Annotated in this window: 16 protein-coding genes; 8 read left to right on the plus strand and 8 right to left on the minus strand. The window is 60.1% G+C overall.

Features of this window, described 5'->3' with window-relative positions; all coding sequences use genetic code 11:
* Window positions 1–66 precede the first annotated feature (66 nt).
* Entirely contained in the window at window positions 67–954 is an 888-nt protein-coding gene (locus tag FHT79_RS17565; RefSeq protein WP_183903803.1) for a LysR substrate-binding domain-containing protein, read from the plus strand.
* Between the two features lie 13 nt (window positions 955–967).
* Here the strand turns inward: FHT79_RS17565 and FHT79_RS17570 are convergent, their stop codons facing one another.
* A complete protein-coding gene (locus FHT79_RS17570; protein ID WP_183903804.1) occupies window positions 968–2,620 on the minus strand; it encodes an acyltransferase in 1,653 nt (550 codons plus the stop codon).
* 158 nt (window positions 2,621–2,778) lie between these two features.
* The gene (locus FHT79_RS17575; protein WP_183903805.1) at window positions 2,779–4,776 is read right to left on the minus strand and encodes a GGDEF domain-containing phosphodiesterase; all 1,998 of its coding nucleotides are present in this window, start codon (window positions 4,774–4,776) and stop codon (window positions 2,779–2,781) included.
* Window positions 4,777–4,956: 180 nt separating this feature from the next.
* Between FHT79_RS17575 and FHT79_RS17580 the strand changes: the two genes are divergently transcribed.
* Window positions 4,957–5,994 carry a class I SAM-dependent methyltransferase gene (locus FHT79_RS17580; RefSeq protein WP_047619669.1) on the plus strand — a complete coding sequence of 346 codons (1,038 nt, stop codon included), beginning with the start codon at window positions 4,957–4,959 and terminating at the stop codon, window positions 5,992–5,994.
* A gap of 143 nt (window positions 5,995–6,137) precedes the next feature.
* Here the strand turns inward: FHT79_RS17580 and FHT79_RS17585 are convergent, their stop codons facing one another.
* Entirely contained in the window at window positions 6,138–6,530 is a 393-nt protein-coding gene (locus tag FHT79_RS17585; RefSeq protein WP_047619591.1) for a DoxX family protein, read from the minus strand.
* A gap of 154 nt (window positions 6,531–6,684) precedes the next feature.
* On the opposite strand from FHT79_RS17585, the gene FHT79_RS17590 reads away from it, so the two are divergent.
* Complete coding sequence (locus FHT79_RS17590) at window positions 6,685–7,062, plus strand: helix-turn-helix domain-containing protein (protein WP_028756998.1); 378 nt, start codon at window positions 6,685–6,687, stop codon at window positions 7,060–7,062.
* A gap of 55 nt (window positions 7,063–7,117) precedes the next feature.
* Here the strand turns inward: FHT79_RS17590 and FHT79_RS17595 are convergent, their stop codons facing one another.
* Window positions 7,118–7,612 (minus strand): Lrp/AsnC ligand binding domain-containing protein, encoded by a 495-nt coding sequence (locus tag FHT79_RS17595; RefSeq protein WP_183903806.1) that lies wholly within the window; start codon window positions 7,610–7,612, stop codon window positions 7,118–7,120.
* A 173-nt stretch (window positions 7,613–7,785) separates the two neighbouring features.
* Here FHT79_RS17595 and FHT79_RS17600 point away from each other — a divergent pair, with 173 nt between their 5' ends.
* Together FHT79_RS17600 and putA are read left to right on the plus strand one after the other, a co-directional pair.
* Complete coding sequence (locus tag FHT79_RS17600) at window positions 7,786–7,992, plus strand: hypothetical protein (RefSeq protein ID WP_028757000.1); 207 nt, start codon at window positions 7,786–7,788, stop codon at window positions 7,990–7,992.
* A 28-nt stretch (window positions 7,993–8,020) separates the two neighbouring features.
* Complete coding sequence (gene putA / locus FHT79_RS17605; protein ID WP_183903807.1) at window positions 8,021–11,728, plus strand: trifunctional transcriptional regulator/proline dehydrogenase/L-glutamate gamma-semialdehyde dehydrogenase; 3,708 nt, start codon at window positions 8,021–8,023, stop codon at window positions 11,726–11,728.
* A gap of 446 nt (window positions 11,729–12,174) precedes the next feature.
* Here putA and FHT79_RS17610 read toward each other — a convergent pair whose 3' ends face one another.
* Genes FHT79_RS17610 through FHT79_RS17625 form a run of 4 tightly spaced genes read right to left on the minus strand, consistent with a single transcriptional unit; the run spans window position 12,175 to window position 16,745 of the window.
* Window positions 12,175–13,374: a mandelate racemase/muconate lactonizing enzyme family protein gene (locus tag FHT79_RS17610; RefSeq protein WP_183903808.1), complete on the minus strand. Its 1,200-nt coding sequence runs from the start codon at window positions 13,372–13,374 to the stop codon at window positions 12,175–12,177.
* A 17-nt stretch (window positions 13,375–13,391) separates the two neighbouring features.
* A complete protein-coding gene (locus tag FHT79_RS17615; protein ID WP_183903809.1) occupies window positions 13,392–14,753 on the minus strand; it encodes a mandelate racemase/muconate lactonizing enzyme family protein in 1,362 nt (453 codons plus the stop codon).
* 59 nt (window positions 14,754–14,812) lie between these two features.
* Window positions 14,813–15,979, minus strand: coding sequence for a mandelate racemase/muconate lactonizing enzyme family protein (locus FHT79_RS17620; RefSeq protein ID WP_047619603.1), 1,167 nt, complete (start codon window positions 15,977–15,979; stop codon window positions 14,813–14,815).
* A 55-nt stretch (window positions 15,980–16,034) separates the two neighbouring features.
* A complete protein-coding gene (locus FHT79_RS17625) occupies window positions 16,035–16,745 on the minus strand; it encodes a GntR family transcriptional regulator (RefSeq protein WP_028757005.1) in 711 nt (236 codons plus the stop codon).
* A gap of 209 nt (window positions 16,746–16,954) precedes the next feature.
* Between FHT79_RS17625 and FHT79_RS17630 the strand changes: the two genes are divergently transcribed.
* The 3 genes from FHT79_RS17630 (at window position 16,955) to FHT79_RS17640 (ending at window position 20,355) form a co-directional block, all read left to right on the plus strand.
* Window positions 16,955–18,433, plus strand: a complete 1,479-nt coding sequence (locus tag FHT79_RS17630) for a sugar ABC transporter substrate-binding protein (protein WP_028757006.1) — start codon at window positions 16,955–16,957, stop codon at window positions 18,431–18,433.
* A 75-nt stretch (window positions 18,434–18,508) separates the two neighbouring features.
* A complete protein-coding gene (locus tag FHT79_RS17635) occupies window positions 18,509–19,468 on the plus strand; it encodes a sugar ABC transporter permease (protein ID WP_080759980.1) in 960 nt (319 codons plus the stop codon).
* Window positions 19,465–20,355, plus strand: coding sequence for a carbohydrate ABC transporter permease (locus FHT79_RS17640; protein WP_047619606.1), 891 nt, complete (start codon window positions 19,465–19,467; stop codon window positions 20,353–20,355). The genes FHT79_RS17635 and FHT79_RS17640 overlap by 4 nt, the downstream gene beginning before the upstream one ends.
* Window positions 20,356–20,360: the final 5 nt, after the last annotated feature.

Below are 20,360 nucleotides of genomic sequence, written 5' to 3' on the forward strand. Positions count from 1 at the left end.
TCGGCATTTCAACGGCATAAAAAATCACGTTCGCATAAGTTTTTATCATGCGATGAGAGGTTTGCGATGCATTTCCGAAGACGGCTCCCGTCGCTGACGGCATTGGTGACCCTGGAGGCGGTGCTGAGACGGAAAAGCTTCACCACGGCTGCGACCGAACTCGGTGTCACCCAGGCAGCGGTCAGCCGGCAGATTGCCTTGCTGGAGGAGGAGCTCGGCCAGCCCCTATTCGTGCGCAAGCATCGAGCGATCGAGCCGACAACGGCATGCATCAACCTTGGCGCCACGCTGGCCAAGAGCCTTGCCGATATCGCCGAGAGCGTGGAAGCGATCCAGTCGCGCAGCCAGGACGTCGTGACGATAGGCGCGACCGTCGCCTTCTCTTCTTTCTGGCTGCTGCCGCGGCTGGCCGAATTCCGCCGGGCAAACCCTGGCATTCTGGTGCGGGTGATTTCCCAGGACAGCCCGATTACCCTCGACGATGGAGAAGTCGACGTGGCAATTCGATACGGTGTGCCTCCCTTCAGCGATGGAACCGTCATCGCCTCGCGCGGCGACGTCATTTGCCCCGTCTGCTCTCCCGATTACCTCAGGCGCCGGGCAGATGGTCCGCTGGGCTCCGGTGACGAATTCATCGAAACCGATGTTCTCGATCGTTCCTGGTATAGCTGGGCGCAATGGTTTTCGCTGACCGGCGCCAACCTCGAGATAAAGCCGTCGCTGCGGTTCAATCATTATACCGAGACCATCGCAGCCGCGCGCGCGGGCCAGGGGATGGCATTGGGATGGCGGATGCTGGTCGGCACCTTTCTGGAGGATGGAACCTTGGTGCAGGCCGATGGCGGCGAGCTTGCCGCCGAGGATCGTTACAACGTCATCGTGCCGGTCAAAGCCAAGCGCAGCAATGCGCGCGACCTTGCCGCCGCCTGGCTGACAGCATCACTGCACGGTTGATCGAAAACTATCGTCACAAACCCAGTCCCACAGTTGCCGTTCGGTGGACGCCTTTCGGGACGAAGGCGAAGCGATCCGCCAGGCCGAGGAAATCGGCGGCCAGGTGAATGACCGAAAGCCACATCTCCGTCCCCTGCAAGCCCGGTTCGCCGCCATCGGCAAACGGGAATCCCTCACCATCCCGCCATCGATCCAGAGCCTTCGATATGAGATTGCGGGCGATCGCTTCGCCATCGGCCCGCCTGTAGTCGGTCTGCAGGGCAATCAGGAGCAGGGGATGAATCGTATCGAGCAGGTTGCAGGCATTGTATTTCGCGCCGACGAAGCCCTTGTGGTTGCGATAGTTGAGGTGGACCGTTTCGAGCGAGGCGTGCGGGTGCGGAAGCGCTGCGCCAAACTGGGCGTAGGTGCCGCGTGTCAGCCGATAAAAACCGTTTACCGGTTGGAGCCATCCTTCCAGCGCAGTCGGCTCGCCCCATAGGCCGGAGACGCTGTTGGCATTGCGGCTCAGCCACTCGAAAAGTTCCTGCCGTGAATGCCGGATGCCGAAATACTTCGCATTGAAGTACATGGCGGTTCCGATCGCATCGACCACGCTGCCGGCATGCCATGCCCGGGTGGACCAGGGCAGGGCACTTAGCCATTCATCGAGCTCTTCAGCGCCGAGCTCTACCGCATGGACAGCTTGCCGCGGGCTGGAGCCAAGCAGTTCAAGCGCATAGCCAACCGCAAGGACGTTATAGAGCGCTTTTGGATCATCCCTGAGCGCCTTGCCGTGCATGCGCGAATGCTTTTCCGGGAAAAGCCCGGTCTCCCGTTCCTGCAGGCCTTGCAGAAGCTGGACGGTCTCGGATGGATCGAGGTCGGGTGGCAGGTGACCGAAGCCGGCGGCGATCTCGATGGCATCGCATAAATGCCGGATCGCCGGTCTGCGGACGCCGTCCGCTTCCAGCGATTCATAGGTTCCCTGCGTTTTCCAGCGTGCAAGGATATCGGGCCATTGGTCTTGCGCTTTCTGGCCGAGCCTGACCAACTGATCTTCGGTGTCTCCCGTGCCGGATTTCCTGGGCGCCGAGCCTCGGCTCCGCAGCACCCGGGCCGGCACGCCGCCGGCAACCGACATGGCGGGAATGTCGCCCGTGACAACCGCGCCGGCGGCGATCACCGCGCCATTTCCAATCGTGGCGCCATCGAGGATCACGCAATTGGCGCCGATCCAGACGTCGTCACCGATCACTATGCCGATGCTGACGACACCCTGGCGGTGGATGGGAATGGCCGGATCGTCGAAGCCATGATTGAAGCCGACGATCGAGGCATGCGAGGCAATCCGCACGCCATTGCCGCAGGTCACCGTGCCGGACACACAGGCATAGGGATTGATGGTGCAATCGTCGCCAAGGATCACATGGCCGCGGACGAGTGCGTGCCCGGCGATCCAGGAGCGCTCGCCCATCATCAGGCTTTCGGTGAAGATCGCGGCATGCTCGGCGATATAGGACGTCTCAGCCAGCTCCGCATCGCATGATCGCCGGAGTTCCGCCTTGCGGGCCAGGTGGGCCGGATGACGGAGGTCCGACGCAATGTGTTCCCAGGTCAGGTATTGAAGCCTGCGCGCTTCCCGCTCTTCGCTCGCCGATATGTGATGGCTGTTGGCGTGATCCATCCTGCTCCTCATTCTCAGGTTCAGCCGCTGAATATTCGTCTGCCTTCAGCGATCCATTGCCTCGCTGCATCAGACTGCCTGATCCGTTTAAAAGCAAGACATCCGACACGCGCCGATCATCGGCAACGTGCGGAGCAACCGGAAACCGTGAGATCGAGTTATGCCGCGCTCAGAAGTTCAGCGCTAACCGGCATTCCCATATGAAAGCCCTGGACACGGTCGATGCGAAGATCCTTGAGAAGGGAAAATTGTGCTGCAGTTTCGACGCCTTCCACCAGGATCGTATTCCCACGATTGCGGATGAGAGCAATCATGTCCTGAAGCATCATCAAACCGCGTGGGTTCGAGCAGTCGTGCAGGAAGGTTCTATCGACCTTGACCGTCTGAAACTCGATTGCCCTCAGCCAGGAGAGGCCCGCGAAGCCGCAGCCGAAGTCATCAAGCCAGATTTCGACGCCGAGTGCCCGCAGATCGGCAATGCATTTCAGCACCTCCGACTGCATATCCATGTCCAGGCCCTCAGTGACTTCCAAGGCCAGTCGCGACCCACAGACCCCGCATCGAGCAAGGATATCAGCGACACTGGCAGCAAAGCCGGGGGAACGCAGTTGTATTGGCGACACGTTGACGCTGACGGTAGCCATCCGATCGGTCATCAGTATATCACGGCATGCCGTCTCGATCGCCCACCTGCCCAGTTCGAGGATAGCGCCACTTCGTTCTGCAACGGGAATGAACGTCTTCGGCGAAACCGCGGTGCCGTCCGGCATCCTGAGGCGCATCAAAGCCTCGACAGCTCTTGGTTTCTCGTTCGTCACGTCGAAGATCGGTTGGTACACCAGCGAGACCAGTTTGCGATCAATGGCGGCCGCCAGCAGCGGGACGAGTTTACCAGCATAGTCGTCGGGGCGAGGCAACAACGGATCAAAACTACGAATGCAGTTTCGGCCACTTGCTTTGGCATTGTAGAGAGCGAGGTCGGCTTCACGGACTATTCGTTCAACTTTCTCTCCAAGTTTCTCGCGGGTGAAGGCGACGCCGATGCTGACGGTTACGATCGACATATCATCTGGTCGCTCGTCGTGAGCAATCGCCAGAGACTCGACTTCCATTCTGATCTTCTCGGCGAGAACCATCGCGACCTTGGGGAGGGCAGCCGGCACGACCACGATAAATTCCTCGCCACCATACCTGCCGATCATGCCATCGGACGACTCTACAAGTGCCTTCAGCGCATTGGCGATGACAGTCAGGCATCGGTCTCCTTCCTGATGTCCGTAGCGATCATTGAAGCGTTTGAAAAAGTCGACGTCGATGAGGAACACGGAGAAATCGCGGCGTTCGTCTTTCCAAGCGGCCCAGCATTCGTCGAGTCGCCGATCCAGCGCGCGTCTGTTGCTTATGCCTGTCAGGTAGTCAGTATGTGAAAGCTCGAGCAGGGACCTTCCGCGCTCGGACGCTTCCCAGTGCTGGTGGCGCGCCTCCGCCGCGTTCAGCAACACGTTTCGACGCTCCACGTTCAAGCGCCAATTGACGAAAGACGTGAAGACAAAGCACGAAATGTAGAACAACCCGAAGGCAAGCTTGTAGGTTTGGCTTGAAGGAAAAAATTCCTCGATCGTAACGAAAAATGCGCATAGAACGAGGCTCGAGGTGATCACCGAAAGCCGAAACGGGAAACTGAAAAAAAGGTTGGCGCCCATCATGAAGATGGCGCCGAATATCATGTAGTATGACATGGCGGTGACGTCGCGGGTGGCAATCGCCGGGTACAGCCAGCCGACATAGCCCACAAGCAGCGCAGCGGCACATGTGATGTCAAGCCAGACGGTTTTCGCATTTGCCAGTCGCAAGATTTCGAAAGCCAGCAGAGCGACCGTTGCAACGACGAATCGCGCGGCGATCGTCACAGGGGCAACATCGGGGATCAGCCATCGGTCGGGAAGTGCGAAGGCCACATAAACGGCGACCGCCATCCAAAGACCATGCCGTGAGCTCTGCCTTCGGACAGCATCATTTTCAGATTTCAGAGACTTGAGGGCCTCGGCAAATGAAAAGCTGGCGGCTGGTTCGTCGCGCTGGACGTTAGCGCAAGCCGCGATCATGCAACAACACCGGTCTGACAACGATCTAAAGTAAGTTGAAAAGTAAGCCATACTTCGGCGCCCTCCAAAATCACGTTCGGCAACCTGCAACCGGTTTGTCTTATTGCTTAGCTTTGTTAGAGGGGTGGCATCTGACCCGCAATAGTAGAAATACCCTTATCCCGTGTAGATTCTAGTCGCATCCTATTTCGAGGTTGATTATGCTTAATGCTATGTCAAAGAGGTCTCGAAATGGTACAAAGCCTGGTCTTGGACGGTGAAAGTCTTGTCGCGCCAGGTGAAATTCGTCGGGCGGCAAGGAGGCTTGCTGCCCCAGATCCCGGCCACCTTGTCGTTGCGAGCGCTGAGCTTGCCCTCAGCCTTGACGTGTCGATCCGTCAGTTCAAATCCGGCGTCGAGCCTCATGCGATCATCGAGCGTCTGACCGCCGCCTTGCATCAGATACGTCGGCGCTTTCATCCGGAGGTATGGGACGTCATCGTTCCGATCGCGCAATCTCATCCAGTTGCTCACTATCTTCATCAAGATCCATTGACCCGCTGGTCGTTCGAAAAGCCGCGCGGCTATTCTGGCGATGCACGCCTTCTCGACTTCATCTACGGCAGACCTGAGATTGAGGACGCTGTCTTATCGGCCAGCAACTTGGGACGTTCGATCTACGCCTACACTCGAAATGCTTCGTCATCCCTAGCGGTAAGGGAGCGTCGAGACATTCTGGCTCGCCGCGTTGACGAAATCGCTTCGGCGCGGCCTGGTTCCACCGAAGTCCTCGCCATCGCGGCGGGGCATCTTCGTGAGGGGCCTTTGTCGCACGCTCTCGGTGCCGGCGCGATCAAACGCTGGGTGGCTTTGGATCAAGACCCGATGAGCGTTGGAACCGTAGCCCGCGATTTCGCCGGCACGTCCGTCGAGGCGGTGAGCGGTTCGGTCAAATCCCTGATCGGTGGAAGACATGCGCTGGGAATGTTCGATTTCGTCTATGCCGCGGGTCTCTACGACTATTTGCCGGACCCGGTCGCCGTAAAGCTGACCAAGAAGTGCATCAGCATGCTCAAGCCTGGCGGCACATTCCTATTCGCCAATTTCTCTCCGGAGACGGAGGTCGATGGCTATATGGAGACATTTATGAACTGGGCGCTGCTGTTGCGGTCAGAACGAGAGATGGGCTTGATCGCCGGTGAAAGCGTGACGGGGACGGATATGAAGGTGTCTGTTTGGTCCGGCTCAAACCGCAGCATTGTCTACTGTGAAATTCAAAGACCGCATTAGGCCCCACGTTGGCTCGACGGCTTGCCGAACTTCAGCGCCTGCTCGGCCGCCAAGGTCGCGCTTCGCTGGACAACGGGGCGCAAGGAACAGCGTCACCGGGGCAAAGTCGTCTTCCGGCGAGCCGAAACGCGCGAGCGCGCTCATCAGCGCGCTGTGGCATGGACGGAAGGGGAAGGGACATCGCGGGCGTCGTTCTGCGTCATGAACGAGGTGACCAGCAGTGCCAGGCCGATCGCCGCTGGCAGAGCGCCGGCGGGTTTTCGAACGCCGACATGGGCGAGGCCCGACAGCAGCAGGTGAAAGAAGATGCCGGCATAGGCGAGATCGCTGAGCGGCACGCTGACGCGGGAAAGGATCGCGGCCGGGCCGAGAACCTTGATGATGATCATGAACGGAATGAGATAGGAAGCTTGGAATCCGAGTTCCGCCAGAACCTGGCGAACCCAGTCTCGCTTGGTGACATAGATGGCGGCTGAGGCGAGGTAGAGCACGGATAGAAGCGCCGTGCTGATCCAGTACACGTAAAATTCAGGCATGAGTTCATCCCTGTCGCTGCCCACGCAGCAACATTCCTCTCGTCGAGTCTGTCGGTTTGTTTTTGGGAGGCGCCTTTCTGCGCTCCCTTGTGCATGCAGAGAAATGTCGTCTAAGATTCATATTTGCAAGTAGGATGAATTACTTGCTGTTAGTATGGAAAAGCAGACCATGGTTGAAGAAGAAGGCAATATGCATGAGGAGATGCGCCGCGCATTCGCGTTGCTTTCGGGAAAATGGAAGCTGGAAATCATGTGGCTGCTCAATCAACGGGTCTATCGGTTTGGCGAATTGAGGAAGGCTATTCCCGGCATCACCCAGCACATGCTGACGGCGCAACTTCGTGAGCTCGAAGCAGACGGCCTCGTGTCCCGCACCATCTTTGCGGAGGTTCCTCCGCGCGTCGAATATGAGATCACACAAAAGGCGCGGGGCCTCGGCCCCACCATGGAAGCTTTGACGGCATGGTGGAACGAGTACGGCAAGAGCGTTCCGGTAAAGCCGAGCGCACGCGGCCGGAAAGCCAGGGCATGATGCTAAAAAGTGCGCGCGGTCTTGAACTGCTCCGGGCCGGTCGCCGGCAATAGGTTCACGAAAGACTCGAACCGAACTTGTCCCAGCCTTCCTTGATCGTCTCCATCGCGACATTGGTCGATGTGTTGGCAACGTGGGGCAGCGTCGAGATGCGCTCGCCGAGGACGCGGCGGTAGCGGCCGATATCGCGTGTGCGGATCTTCAGGAGATAGTCGAACCTGCCGGCGATCATGTGGCACTCTTCGACTTCCCTGATCTTCTTAATGGCGTCGTTGAAGCTTTTCAGCGCAGCTTCGCGGGTATCGGAAAGCTTCACCTCGACGAAAGCGATATGGTCGAGCTGCATTTTCGATGGATTGAGGACGGCCTTGAAGCCCTCGATATAGCCGTCGCTGATGAGCCGCTTGAAGCGGATCTGGCACGGCGTCTTCGAGAGGCCGACACGCGCCGCGAGATCGGTGATCGACAGTCTGCCGTCCTCGGCAAGAGCCGCGAGGATTTTTCTGTCGAACTGGTCCAATTCACTAAAGATATCGGGTTCAGTAGCCATTTTAACTTTCAAGAGTACTTTAATAAGTTCATACAGGCTTAAAGCTGCGAGAATCAAGTGAGATCGCGATCGGCGATCTGTGATACCTTATGCATCGGCAATGGGATGGAAGGCGCAGGCGCTCGACGCATCGTCGGGATCGCATCGGCGCCGCAGGAAAAATGGGGTCACGCATGCGTAGGGAAGAACCGGATGACGATCAGAAGCCGGACCTGCTCGCTCACTACCGGCCGGTGGCGATAAGAGCGGTTGCAGCAGCACTCACCCTCAAGCGCAACAGGCCGGATGCGCGTCCGCTTCGCGAGACGGAATATTCCGGCCCTGTTGTCTCGGACGACGCTGACTGGGACGATGAACCCGGCGTCTCATTCATCCGTTAAAACCAGATATCGACCGATAGGGACCTTCATGTTGAACGCAGCGATCGACACTCCTCCATCCAAAGACCCCGCCGACGGAGCGCCGTTCTCGGCCTTTGCGCCACCGATCCGACCGCAATCCGACCTTCGCCAGGCGATCACGGCAGCCTATCGCCGGCCGGAAACCGAATGCCTGCCGCCGCTGGTCGCCGCCGCGCGCGTCTCCGAGGCGAAACGCTATGACATCCGCAGCACGGGCCGCAGCCTGATCGAGGCGTTGCGCGCCAAGCACAAGGGCACCGGTGTCGAAGGGCTGGTGCAGGAATATTCGCTCTCCAGTCAGGAGGGCGTGGCGCTCATGTGCCTTGCCGAAGCGCTGTTGCGCATTCCCGACACCGACACCCGGGACGCCCTGATCCGCGACAAGATCGCTGAAGGCAATTGGACCTCCCATATCGGCGGCGGAAAATCCCTGTTCGTCAACGCCGCCACCTGGGGTCTCGTCGTCACCGGCAAACTGACATCGACGGTCAACGACCGGAGCCTGTCGGCAGCCCTGACGCGGCTGATCGCGCGCGCCGGCGAGCCGGTCATCCGTCGCGGCGTCGATATGGCGATGCGCATGATGGGTGAGCAGTTCGTCACCGGCGAAACGATCGCAGAGGCGCTGAAACGCGCTCGGCCGCTTGAAGCACGCGGCTTCCGCTATTCCTACGACATGCTGGGCGAAGCCGCGACGACTGCCGCCGACGCCGAGCGTTATTTCAAGGATTACGAAAAGGCGATCCACGCCATCGGCAAGGCGTCGGACGGGCGTGGCATCTATGACGGCCCAGGCATCTCGATCAAGCTTTCGGCCCTGCATCCGCGCTATGTGAGGTCGCAGGCCGACCGGGTGATGGGAGAGCTGCTGCCGAAGGTCAAGGCGCTGGCCGTTCTCGCCAAGACTTATGATATCGGCCTCAATATCGATGCGGAGGAGGCCGATCGGCTGGAGCTTTCGCTCGATCTGCTCGAGGAGCTTTGCTTCGCCCCGGAACTGGCCGGATGGAACGGGCTGGGCTTCGTCGTGCAGGCCTATGGCAAGCGCTGCCCCTTCGTCCTCGACTACATCATCGATCTGGCACGCCGGTCCGGGCGCCGGATCATGGTCCGTCTCGTCAAGGGCGCCTATTGGGATGCGGAGATCAAGCGCGCCCAGCTGGACGGTCTCGACGACTATCCGGTCTATACCCGCAAGATTTACACCGACGTCGCCTATGTCGCCTGCGCGCGCAAGCTGCTGAACGCGCCCGATGCTGTGTTCCCGCAATTCGCCACGCATAATGCGCAGACGCTTGCCACGATCTATCACCTGGCCGGTCCCGACTTCGCGGTCGGCAAATACGAGTTCCAATGCCTGCATGGCATGGGCGAACCGCTCTATGACGAGGTCGTCGGCAAGGAAAAACTCGACCGGCCCTGCCGCATCTATGCGCCTGTCGGAACGCATGAGACGCTGCTCGCCTATCTGGTGCGGCGCCTTCTCGAAAACGGCGCCAATTCCTCCTTCGTGCACCGCATCTCCGATCCGAATGTCTCGGTCGAGGCCCTGGTCGCCGATCCTGCCGAGATCGTCGCAGCCATGCCCGTCGTTGGCCTTCCGCACATCCAGATCGCCTCGCCAAAGGCTCTTTACGGCAGTGCCCGCGCCAATTCCGACGGCCTGGATCTCTCGAACGAGGCCACCCTTTTGGACCTGTCGCAGGCGCTCGCCTCCACGGCGGTTTCCCCGTGGCATGCGCTTCCCCTCCTTGCCGACGGCTCGACGGATGGGGTGACGCGCGAGGTTCTCAATCCTGCCGATCACCGGGACGTCGTCGGCACGGTCACGGAAGTGAAGGTCGAGGAGGCAACCCGTATCGTGGCGATGGCTGCCGAGCATGCGCCGCAATGGGCGGCCGTGGCGCCGGTCGAGCGCGCGGCCTGCCTGGATCGGGCGGCCGACATCATGCAGGCCCGCATCAAGGTGCTGATGGGCATTGTCATGCGCGAGGCCGGCAAATCCGCGGCCAATGCGGTCGGCGAGGTGCGCGAGGCGATCGACTTCCTGCGCTACTACGCCGATCAGGCGCGCAAGACCCTCGGGCCGTCGCATGCGCCGCTCGGCCCGATCGTCTGCATCAGCCCGTGGAATTTTCCGCTGGCGATTTTCACCGGCCAGGTCGCCGCAGCCTTGGTGGCCGGCAATCCCGTGCTCGCCAAACCTGCCGGGGTCACGCCGATCATCGCCTCGGAGAGTGTGAAGATCCTCCACGAGGCGGGTGTGCCGGTGGGTGCCCTGCAGTTCGTGCCCGGCAGCGGCCGCCTCGGCGCCGGCATGGTCGGGGCTCCGGAAACGGCAGGCGTCATGTTTACTGGGTCGACCGAAGTGGCTCGTATGATCCAGGCGCAGCTGGCAGAACGGCTGTCGGCGACCGGCAAGCCGATTCCGCTGATCGCCGAGACGGGCGGTCAGAACGGTATGATCGTCGACTCCTCGGCGTTGGCCGAGCAAGTGGTGGCCGACGTCATTGCCTCGGCTTTCGACAGCGCCGGCCAGCGCTGCTCTGCGCTTCGCGTTCTCTGCCTTCAGGACGATGTGGCCGACAGGACCCTCAATATGCTGAAGGGCGCCTTCCGGGAACTGACCATCGGCCGTACTGATCGGCTGAGCATCGATGTCGGCCCTGTCATCAATGACGGCGCAAAGGCGGAGATCGACCAGCATATCGAGAAGATGCGCGGCGCCGGCCGCAAGGTGGATCAGCTGCCGCTGCCCGAAAGTGCCGCGGCGGGGACGTTCGTTCCGCCGACGATCATCGAAATCAAGTCCTTGTCGGACCTGACGAGAGAGATCTTCGGACCGGTTCTGCATGTCGTCCGCTTCAAGCGAAACGGGCTCGACCGCTTGATCGACGACATCAACGCATCGGGTTACGGCCTCACATTCGGACTTCACACTCGGCTTGATGAAACGATCGCGCATGTGACCAGTCGCATCAAGGCCGGAAACCTCTACGTCAACCGCAACATCATCGGCGCGGTCGTCGGCGTGCAGCCTTTCGGTGGTCGCGGCTTGTCAGGCACAGGGCCGAAGGCCGGTGGTCCGCTCTATATCGGTCGGCTGGTGCAGCGTGCGCCCGTGCCGCCGCAGCAGGACTCCGTTCACACGGATCTCGCCCTTCGCGACTATATTGTCTGGCTCGACAAGAAGGGCTTGCCGGGTGAGGGGGAAGCGGCGCGTGGATATGCGAGCCGTTCGGCACTCGGGCTCGAACGCGAGCTCACCGGTCCGGTCGGCGAGCGCAATCTCTACGCGCTCCATCCCCGCGGCCGTATTCTTATCGTGCCGCAGACGGAAGGCGGGCTTCATCGACAGATCGCCGCAGCCCTTTCAACCGGCAACCACATCGTCGTGGATGCGGGTTCCCTATCCAAATCGGTCCTGGCGGACCTTCCGGCGGCTGTCGCCGGCCGGATTTCCTGGACATCGGATTGGGAAAAGGACGGGCCGTTCTCGGGTGCGCTCGTGGAAGGCGATCGCGAAAGGGTTCTGGCCGTCAATCAGAAGATCGCTCACCTGCCCGGTCCGCTTCTGCTGGTCCAGGCGGCGACAACCGAGGAACTGGCAAGCGACCCCGAGGCCTATTGCCTGAATTGGCTGCTGGAGGAGGTGTCGACGTCGATCAACACGGCGGCTGCCGGCGGCAACGCAAGTCTGATGGCCATTGGCTGAGCAGCAAAACGAGGGCGCGGAAAATGCGCCCTCGTCCGCATATCGCAGGTCTCGATTAGACTCGAGACGGAAAAGAGGTCCTCTTCCCGGGATTCAATCTCGATGCCTCGGCCGATAAGGGCAACGGGCGGCGATCCTGTGCCGACACGGATTGGTGGCGTGAGGAAAGAGATTGGAAAGGTAGTTTTAGGAAGCCTCGCCGCCTTCATCTGTGACCACGGGATTCGCACTGGTGACCCAATGATGCGGTTTACTGCTAAGAGATTGGTGTTCACTGCCTCGTCTGGAGCGACCGTCGCCGGGCTCGAGGTCGTACTTACAGGCCGTTATCGGTGACCGCTGCTCAAGCGCAGCGAGGAGTTGCTTGCAGGTCCGTGGGGAGCACGATCTCCTTTCCCATACCGGCGGGCCTTACTGCGATTCACGTCATGCCGGTGGAGGGAGATTCAGTCGAAGAAGCCCGCATCCTCTTCCCTGAGATATCTCCTGGCCGCTTCGGCGTCGATATCCAGCCCCAGCCCCGGCGCTTCCAGTAGGTCCACCATGCTGTCCTTCACGATCTGCGGCGGCAAGCCGACGACCAGATCCTCCCACCAGGGGTCGGAGGCGGTCGGATATTCGAACGCGATGTAGTTTGCTGGCAAGGTGGCGCAGACATTGATCAACGCGCCGAGCCCCAACAGGCCGTTGGCGGTGCCGTGCGGTGCCATCAGGATCGAGTGCATGTAGGCGTGTTCGGCGACCCATTTGAGTTCGGCAATACCGCCAATATCGGCTGGATCGGGGCCGATGACGCGCACCGCCTGCGTCTCGATCAGCTCCTTGAAATTGTGTCGCAGGTAGATCTGCTCGCCAGTGTGGATTGGCGTCGAGGTGGAGGTGGTCAGTTCCCGATAGGCCTGCGGATTGACCCACGGTACATAGTCGCCGGTCAGCATGTCCTCGAGCCACATCAAATTGTACTTCTCGACCGCGCGAGCGAATTTGATCGCATCGGGCAGCATCCAGCCCGGACCGCAGTCGAGCGCCAGGCTGACTTTGTCGCCCAGCACTTCCTTCATCGCGATCACGCAGTCGAGCATGTGATTGAAACCGCGCTCGCTGATCACGCCCTGATCCATGGCGCCGTGATAGCCGGCCTTCTGCTGCGTCACGCCGTAGTGGAAGCCCTCAATGGTGTCCTTCATGTTGGAGTGAAACGAGATTCCTTGCTTGATCATAAAGAAGTTCTGCGGCTGCTCCATCATCCATTTGACGTCAGCGGCGTAATCTTCCGGCCGGTCGCCCGTGCGTTTCCGGCGGATCGAGCCGTTGTAGACGCGTACCTTGTCGCGCACCTTCCCGCCGAGCAGTTTATAGGCGGGCACGCCCGCGGCCTTGCCGGCAATGTCCCACAGCGCATGCTCGATAGCGCTCACCGCCGCGCCGTACGGCTTGAACGAGCCGCGTTGGCGGATCTTCAGCATCACTCTCTCGACGTCGGTCGGGTCCTCGCCGATCAGCGCCTCACGGAAGTGCAGCACCCAGGGCTTGAGGTAGGACTTGGTGAACTCGACTTCGCCCAAGCCATAGAGACCCTCGTCCGTGACGATGCGAACGATCGGGTGTTTGCCGATAACGGCGCATCGCAGATCGGTGATCTTCATCTTTGTTCCTTCTCGCCTCAGCTCCAGGTGCGATCCCATGAATATTCATCGTCCCAGTGATCCGTGGGCTGCCAGATGCCGGTGACACCCGGCTGCAGATGCTGCGAGATCACCTCGTCGACGACGTCGTCAATTCCCAGGCCCGGCTTGTCCGGAACAGTGATGAAGCCGTCCTTCACGAGCGGCTTGGGAAGGCCTGTGACGATATCGTCCCACCAGTCGACATCGACAGAGTGGTATTCGAGCGCCATGAAATTTTCGGTCGCCGTCGCCACATGTGCGGCAGCCATTGCCGCGATCGGACTTTCCGCCATGTGGATCGCCATGGCGACACCATGGTCCTGCGCCATATCGCCGATCTTCTTGGTCTCGAGGATTCCCCCGCTGGTGAGCAGGTCTGGGTGGATAACGGAGAGGCCGCTGCGCTTGAGCAGAGGCTCGAAGCCCTCCTTGAGGTATATGTCCTCGCCGGTGCAGATCGGCACCGTGGTTGAGTCCTGCAGCTGTCGGTACTGCTCGGTGTACTGCCACGGGATCACATCCTCGAGCCAGGCTGGCACGTATTTTTCGATACGCCTGGCGAGGCGAATGCCGTTCTGCACTGAGATGTGGCCGATGTGGTCGATGGCGAGCGGAATATCCATGCCGATGACCTCACGAACCTCGGCAATGTATTGCTCAAGGAAGTCGAGGCCCTTGTCGGAAAAGTGGAGGCCGGTAAACGGGTGCGGGACGTTATGCACATCGTACGCCGCGTTGCGGATGCGCCGCTCTTCAATGGTCTTCAGCGGGCCGCGGCCGGGGTGGTCGCGGTATCCTTCAAGCGAGCCGGCAGGAGACACGACCGCACCCGGCACATCCGCAATCTGCATCAGCCCCAGATCCATCTTGAGGAAGGTGAACCCCAGCTCCATGCGTTGCTTGAGGCGCCTGCCGGTCTCTGTGCCGCTCGGCACGGTGGCGTCGGTGTCGCAATAGACGCGCACTTTCTCTCGAAACCGGCCGCCGAGCATCTGGTAGATGGGGACGCCATAGGCCTTGCCGGCAAGATCCCACAAGGCGATTTCAACCGCCGATACACCGCCGCCTTGCCGCCCGTGCCCGCCGAACTGCTTGATCCGGCGAAACAGGCGGTCGATGTTGCAAGGATTCTCGCCAAGCAACCGGCTCTTCAGCATCAGCGCGTAGGTGGCGCTGGCACCGTCGCGCACCTCGCCAAGCCCGACGATACCCTGGTTGGTGTAGATCTTGAGCAGCACTGAGGTGAACGGCGCGCCGACAATTTCGGCTACCCGCATATCGGTAATGCGAAGGTCGGACGGCTTGGAATGCGTATTCACCCGATTGAGCGCTTCGTCGGCTTCATCTGCCTCTGGCATGATTTATCCTCGTTCTGTCGGCGGGTTCGCCGCGCACGGCTGCGCGGCATAGAGCGTTGCTAATCCAGCTCTATTTCATGGCTTTGAAGGTAATCGCGGTTCATTTCGACGCCGAGACCAGGTCTCGGCGTAAGCTTGAGGCTGCCGTTCGAAACATCGAGTGGCCTGTCGATGAGGTGATCGTATTTGCCCAGGTTCCACTCTGACGTTTCGAGTTTGTAGAAGTTGGGAACGGTCATCATCACCTGTGCTCCTGCAACCACGTTGATCGGTCCTGCGGCGTCGTGCGGCGAGACCGGGATGTAGTAGGCTTCGCACAGGGCAGAAATCTTCTTGAGTTCGGTAATGCCGCCGGTCCAGGTGACGTCAGGCATGATGTAGTCGGCGAGCTTGTTTTCGAGCACCGGCACGAAATCCCACTTCGTGTGGCCGCGCTCGCCCCACGAGATCGCGGCGCTGACCTTCTCCCGGACCTGCTTGAGGGCGTTGAGGCTCTCGGGCGGGCAGGGCTCCTCGAACCAGTCGATCTGACCGGCTTCCTCGAGGCTCCGACAGAGGCGAATGGCGGTGGGAACGTCGAAGCGGCCATGCGCATCGATGAGAATGTCGACATCAGAGCCCGCCGTTTCGCGGATGAGTGCCGTGAGTTCGGCGGCTTCGCGCTCGTCCTTGCGGGTCATGCTGCCATCAAGGTAGCCGTCCCGCTGTTCGCGGGACTGGCCATCGGCGGTGCGGCCCTGGTGGGGAAAAGGATCGAACTTGAGCGCCGTGTGGCCGGACTCGACGATGTCTCTAATTTCGCGGACCACAGCCTCCTTGCTGGTAAATTTGGCCTGGTTGGGATGGGTGTAGAGCGCGATTTCATCGCGTACCGGTCCGCCCAACAGCTCGTAAATCGGCTTACCAAGAACTTTGCCTCGGATGTCCCAAAGGGCGATGTCGATGGCGCTTACGCATTCGACTGCGGCGCCGCGACTGCCCATATAGGTGAAGCTGCGGAATATCTTGTGCCAAAGATATTCGATACGCGCCGGGTCCTCGCCTGTTACTGCGGCACCGATCTGCCGCAGCATCGTGCAGAGGGCGCGGTTGGCGAGCCTTGTCGTGGTGGTGATCTCTCCCCAGCCGCTCACCCCCTCGTCGGTTGTCACTTCGACGAACAGAAACTCTCCCCAATAAGAAGCATCGGATCTGATTAACCACGGCCGAACGCTGGTGATTTTCATCTCAATTGCCTTTGTCTGAATTGGCCGGGAGAACGATATTCCCGGGCCTTGCAGTCTATCCTGCCCGAGCCGCGTTCCGCGCCCGCATGTGTTCGAGGATGTGCCGGCCGGAGCCTTCGACATGGCGTGCAATGAGTTCGCCTGCCTCGTTGGCGTTTCCCGCTTTTACATGCGCAATGAGTTCGCGATGCTCGCTCAGGATCGCGGCACGCCGGGCGAGCGTGAAGTTGAAACGCCGGCTCACGGCTCGAAGCACTTCGCGATGCTTCCACCAAAGCTCGGCGGCGTGGCGGTTGTAGTGCCTTTGGTACATTATGGTGTGAAAGGCGGTGTCCAGCTCGCTGTGCCTCAACGTGTCGGCGAAGTCGTTCTCTTCAATCAGGCCTTGGATGCGTTCGAGTTCGGCAATGTCCTCGACGGTGGCCATATTCACGAACCATCGCGTCAGGGCCGGCTCGATCAAGACTCCGATCTCGTAGATGTCCCGAACAAAATCCTGATCGATGGGCCGGACGCGCGCTCCGCGGTTGGGAACGAAGGTGACGAAGCCCTCTCCGCGCAACAGTTGCAGAGCCTCGCGCACGGGGTTGGTCGAAGTGCCGTGGCGCCGAGCGAGATCGGTGACCACAAGCCGTTCGTTGGCAGCGAGCCGCCCCTCGATGATGTCTTCCCTGATCAGTTGATAAAGCGAGGCACCCTCGCTGGAGGCACCGATAGCGTCAATCCCTTCGGGCGGCTGCGCTTTAAAATCGCTTGTTTCGGCCAAGGCTGTCCCCAATAAATACACATATTGCTCGGATATCACGCGATCTTTCCATAAACAATGTACGATTTCGCTAGTTGACAGGCAATCTATGATCTGAAAACGTATGATAAGCTCGAAAGGATACATTTGGCCGTAAATGTCCCACGGCCGCGAGCAAAGACCGCTCGCCTCGACGCAGAGCGGCATGGGAGAGAACCTGGAGGATACCTATGACGAGGATTTCACTCGGCGGTGCCGTCCTGCGCGGCACTGTCTCTACTGCTTTGATGGTGTCGTTGATGTCCGCGTCTGCGCTGGGTGCGCCGGTCGACTTGAGCAAGTGGTCGCCGGAATATGTGCGCTCCATTGCCGGCACGCAGGATTTTGACACGGCGGGCGATTGCGCCAAGGTCACCCCGCTCGACTACAAGGGGCGACTGACTTTCTGGTATCAGGGCGTGTTCGAGGGCGACCCCGACCTCCTGCGCCAGTATTACAAGGAGTTCTTCGAGACCTTCCGCAAAACCTATCCAAACATCCAGCTTGAGGAACAAGCCCTCACCTATAACGACCTTCTGGACAAGTTCCGGACCGCGCTCCTTGGCAATGCAGCGCCCATGGCGGTCCGCCTGCAAATCCTGGGTGGCACCGAGTTCGCCTCAAAAGGCTATCTGCAGCCGCTCAAACCCGAGGATGTCGGGTATTCGACCGAGGACTTCTGGCCGGGCGCAATGAAGGCCGTGACCTGGGAGGACGTGACCTACGGCATTCCCACCAACAACGAGACGATGGCGTTCATCTGGAACGCCGATATCTTCAAGCGGGCAGGCCTCGATCCGGACAAGGCTCCGGCAACGTGGGACGATGTCGTCAAGTATTCCAAACAGATCCACGACAAGCTCGGCATTGCCGGTTACGGCCTCGTGGCTCGCAAGAATGCCGGCAATACGCCGTATCGCTTCATGCCGCAGCTGTGGGCCTATGGCGGCGGCGTCTTCGACGAAGCCACCGCGAGCCCGACCTATAAGCAGGTCGAGCTCAATAGCCCGCAGAGCAAGGCGGCGCTGCAAGCCTCCTACGATATGTATGTTCGCGACAAGTCGGTTCCGGTTTCGGCACTCACCAACCAGCAGGCAGATAACCAGCCCCTCTTCCTCGCTGGCCAGCTCGGCATGATGATCTCGCACCCGTCCGACTACAACGTCATGCTCGACCTGCAGAAAAAAGCGACGGCTACCGACAAGGACAAGGCGCAGACCGTCATCGACAACATGCGCTACGGCCTGATCCCGACCGGCCCCGATGGCAAGCGTGCCGTCGTGTTTGGCGGCTCGAACATTCACATCCTGAAGCCCGAATATGTCGAGGGCGGCAAGGTGGACGAGCCGGCTGCAAAGGCGATCATCTGCATGTGGACGAGCCCCGAATGGTCGCTGAAGATGGCCTATGCCGGCTCGAACCCGGGAAACCTCAACGGCTTCAAGACCAAATGGATGAAGGAACGTCTTGATAACATCAAGTTCCTCGATGTCACGACCTCGATGCTGCCATACGGCATCCCGTTCCCGGCGCTGCCGCAGTCCCCCGAGATCATGAATATCATTGTCCCGGACATGCTGCAGAATGCCCTGACCGGAGCCATGACCGTCGACCAGGCAGCGGACGACGCGGCCAAGAAGGTAAAAGAGCTGATGGACGGCGGACTCTAGTCCAGGCCTGACCACGACCTGACCGGCTGCGCCGAGAGTGCAGCCGGTTGCTCCCAAGAATAAGGGCACGCCACAGTGACGATCTTGATCGGCAAGGCAGAGGCTCGCCGAAGACTTCAACCCGATAGGTCCGGCATCCTGCGAAAGATATGGGAGCATCGCGCTGACTACGCGTACGTGCTTCCTGCAATCGCCGTGATGCTCATCGTCATAGCCTATCCGATCTACTACACGATCGAGCTGTCGTTCTTCAATACACCGCCCGGCCTGCAGCTCCGCGACAAGATTTTTATCGGCTTCGACAATTACACTGCCATCCTCACAAGTCCGGTGTTCTGGAAGGTCACCTCCAACACTCTAATCTGGACACTGGGATCCACCTTCATCGCATTTGTCCTGGGGTTTGCCTGCGCCCTGGCGCTCCATCGGGATTTTGTCGGCCGCGGCATCCTGCGCGCCATCCTGATCATTCCCTGGGTCATCAGCGCGGTCGCCGCGTCCTATATCTGGAAGTGGATCTACCATTCGGACTTCGGGATCATCGGCGCGGTGCTGGTCGGCCTCGGATGGGCCGACCGGCCGCCGAATTTCATCGACAGCGTCAGCACGGTGCTGCCCTCGCTGATCGTCGTCAATATCTGGCGGGAGTTTCCGTTTGCCATGATCATGATGATGGCTGGTCTGCAGACGGTTCCCGACCAGTTGCTGCGCGCCGCAAAGGTCGACGGAGCCAATGCATGGCAGCGATTCTGGCACGTCACCTTTCCGCACTTGAGAAACGTCTCGACGGTGACGATCCTTCTGCTGGCCGTGGCCAACTTCAATTCTTTCATCATCCCCTGGATCATGACCGGCGGCGGGCCGTCGAACGCATCGCATATCTGGATCACCCACATCTATGAGCTCGCCTTCGGACGTCAGCGCTGGGGGGTGGCATCAGCCTATTCGGTGCTGCTGTTCCTGATCCTGATGTCGCTCGGCTACTTCTATGTCCGGGCGCTGAGCGGCAATGAGCAGAAGGACGCGAGCCAATGAGCACAATTGCGCAGACTGCTCGTCAAGGCCAGGCGCGTCGCCATAGGCGCTTCGATGGGTGGCGGTGGGGCGGACGCATCTTCCTGGTGTTCATGCTGCTTTACACCGCATTGCCAATGATCTGGATGCTGATCACCTCGATCAAGTCCGGCTTCGCGGCCATGCAATTCCCGCCACAGTGGTGGCCGGACCAGCCCACGCTGGCAAGCTACCAGAAGCTGCTCGATCCGCAAAACAGCGTCGGCCAGGACTTCCTGCGTTTCTTCTGGAACAGCCTTTTCGTCTCCATGGCTACGACCATCCTTTCGGTGATCGTGGCGGTTCCTGCGGCCTATGCGTTTTCGCGCTTCACCTTCCCGGGCCGGAACTTTCTGTTCTTCGCCGTCCTGCTTCGCAACATGTTCCCCGCGGTGATCTTTCTCGTACCGCTCTTCATCCTGATGCGGGCGATCGGGCTGGTGAACACGCATGGGTCGCTCGTTCTCACCTACCTCACATTCGGCCTGCCGCTGGCAATCTGGCTCCTCAAGGGCTTCTACGACAACATCCCGGTGCAGCTCGAGCAGGCGGCGCGCATCGATGGAGCGACGCGGTTCCAGGCCTTTCTCCTGATCGTGATGCCGCTCTCGGCGCCAGGAATCATCGCCACGGCGATCTACTCCTTCATCGGTGCTTGGAACGAGTACATCTACGCCTACACGTTCCTCTCCAAGAACGAGCAGTTGACCTTGCCGGTCGGCATCCAGCGCTTCTTCTCCGAAAATACGACGGACTTTCCGGGCCTGATGGCCGCCAGCTTCATGATGAGCGTGCCCGTCGTGGTCCTGTTCCTCGTCCTGCAACGATACTTCGTACGCGCCCTCACGGAAGGCGCAGTCAAGCACTAGGGAGT

Origin of the sequence: Rhizobium sp. BK212, from assembly GCF_014197475.1 — a bacterium.
Classification (GTDB): domain Bacteria; phylum Pseudomonadota; class Alphaproteobacteria; order Rhizobiales; family Rhizobiaceae; genus Rhizobium; species Rhizobium anhuiense.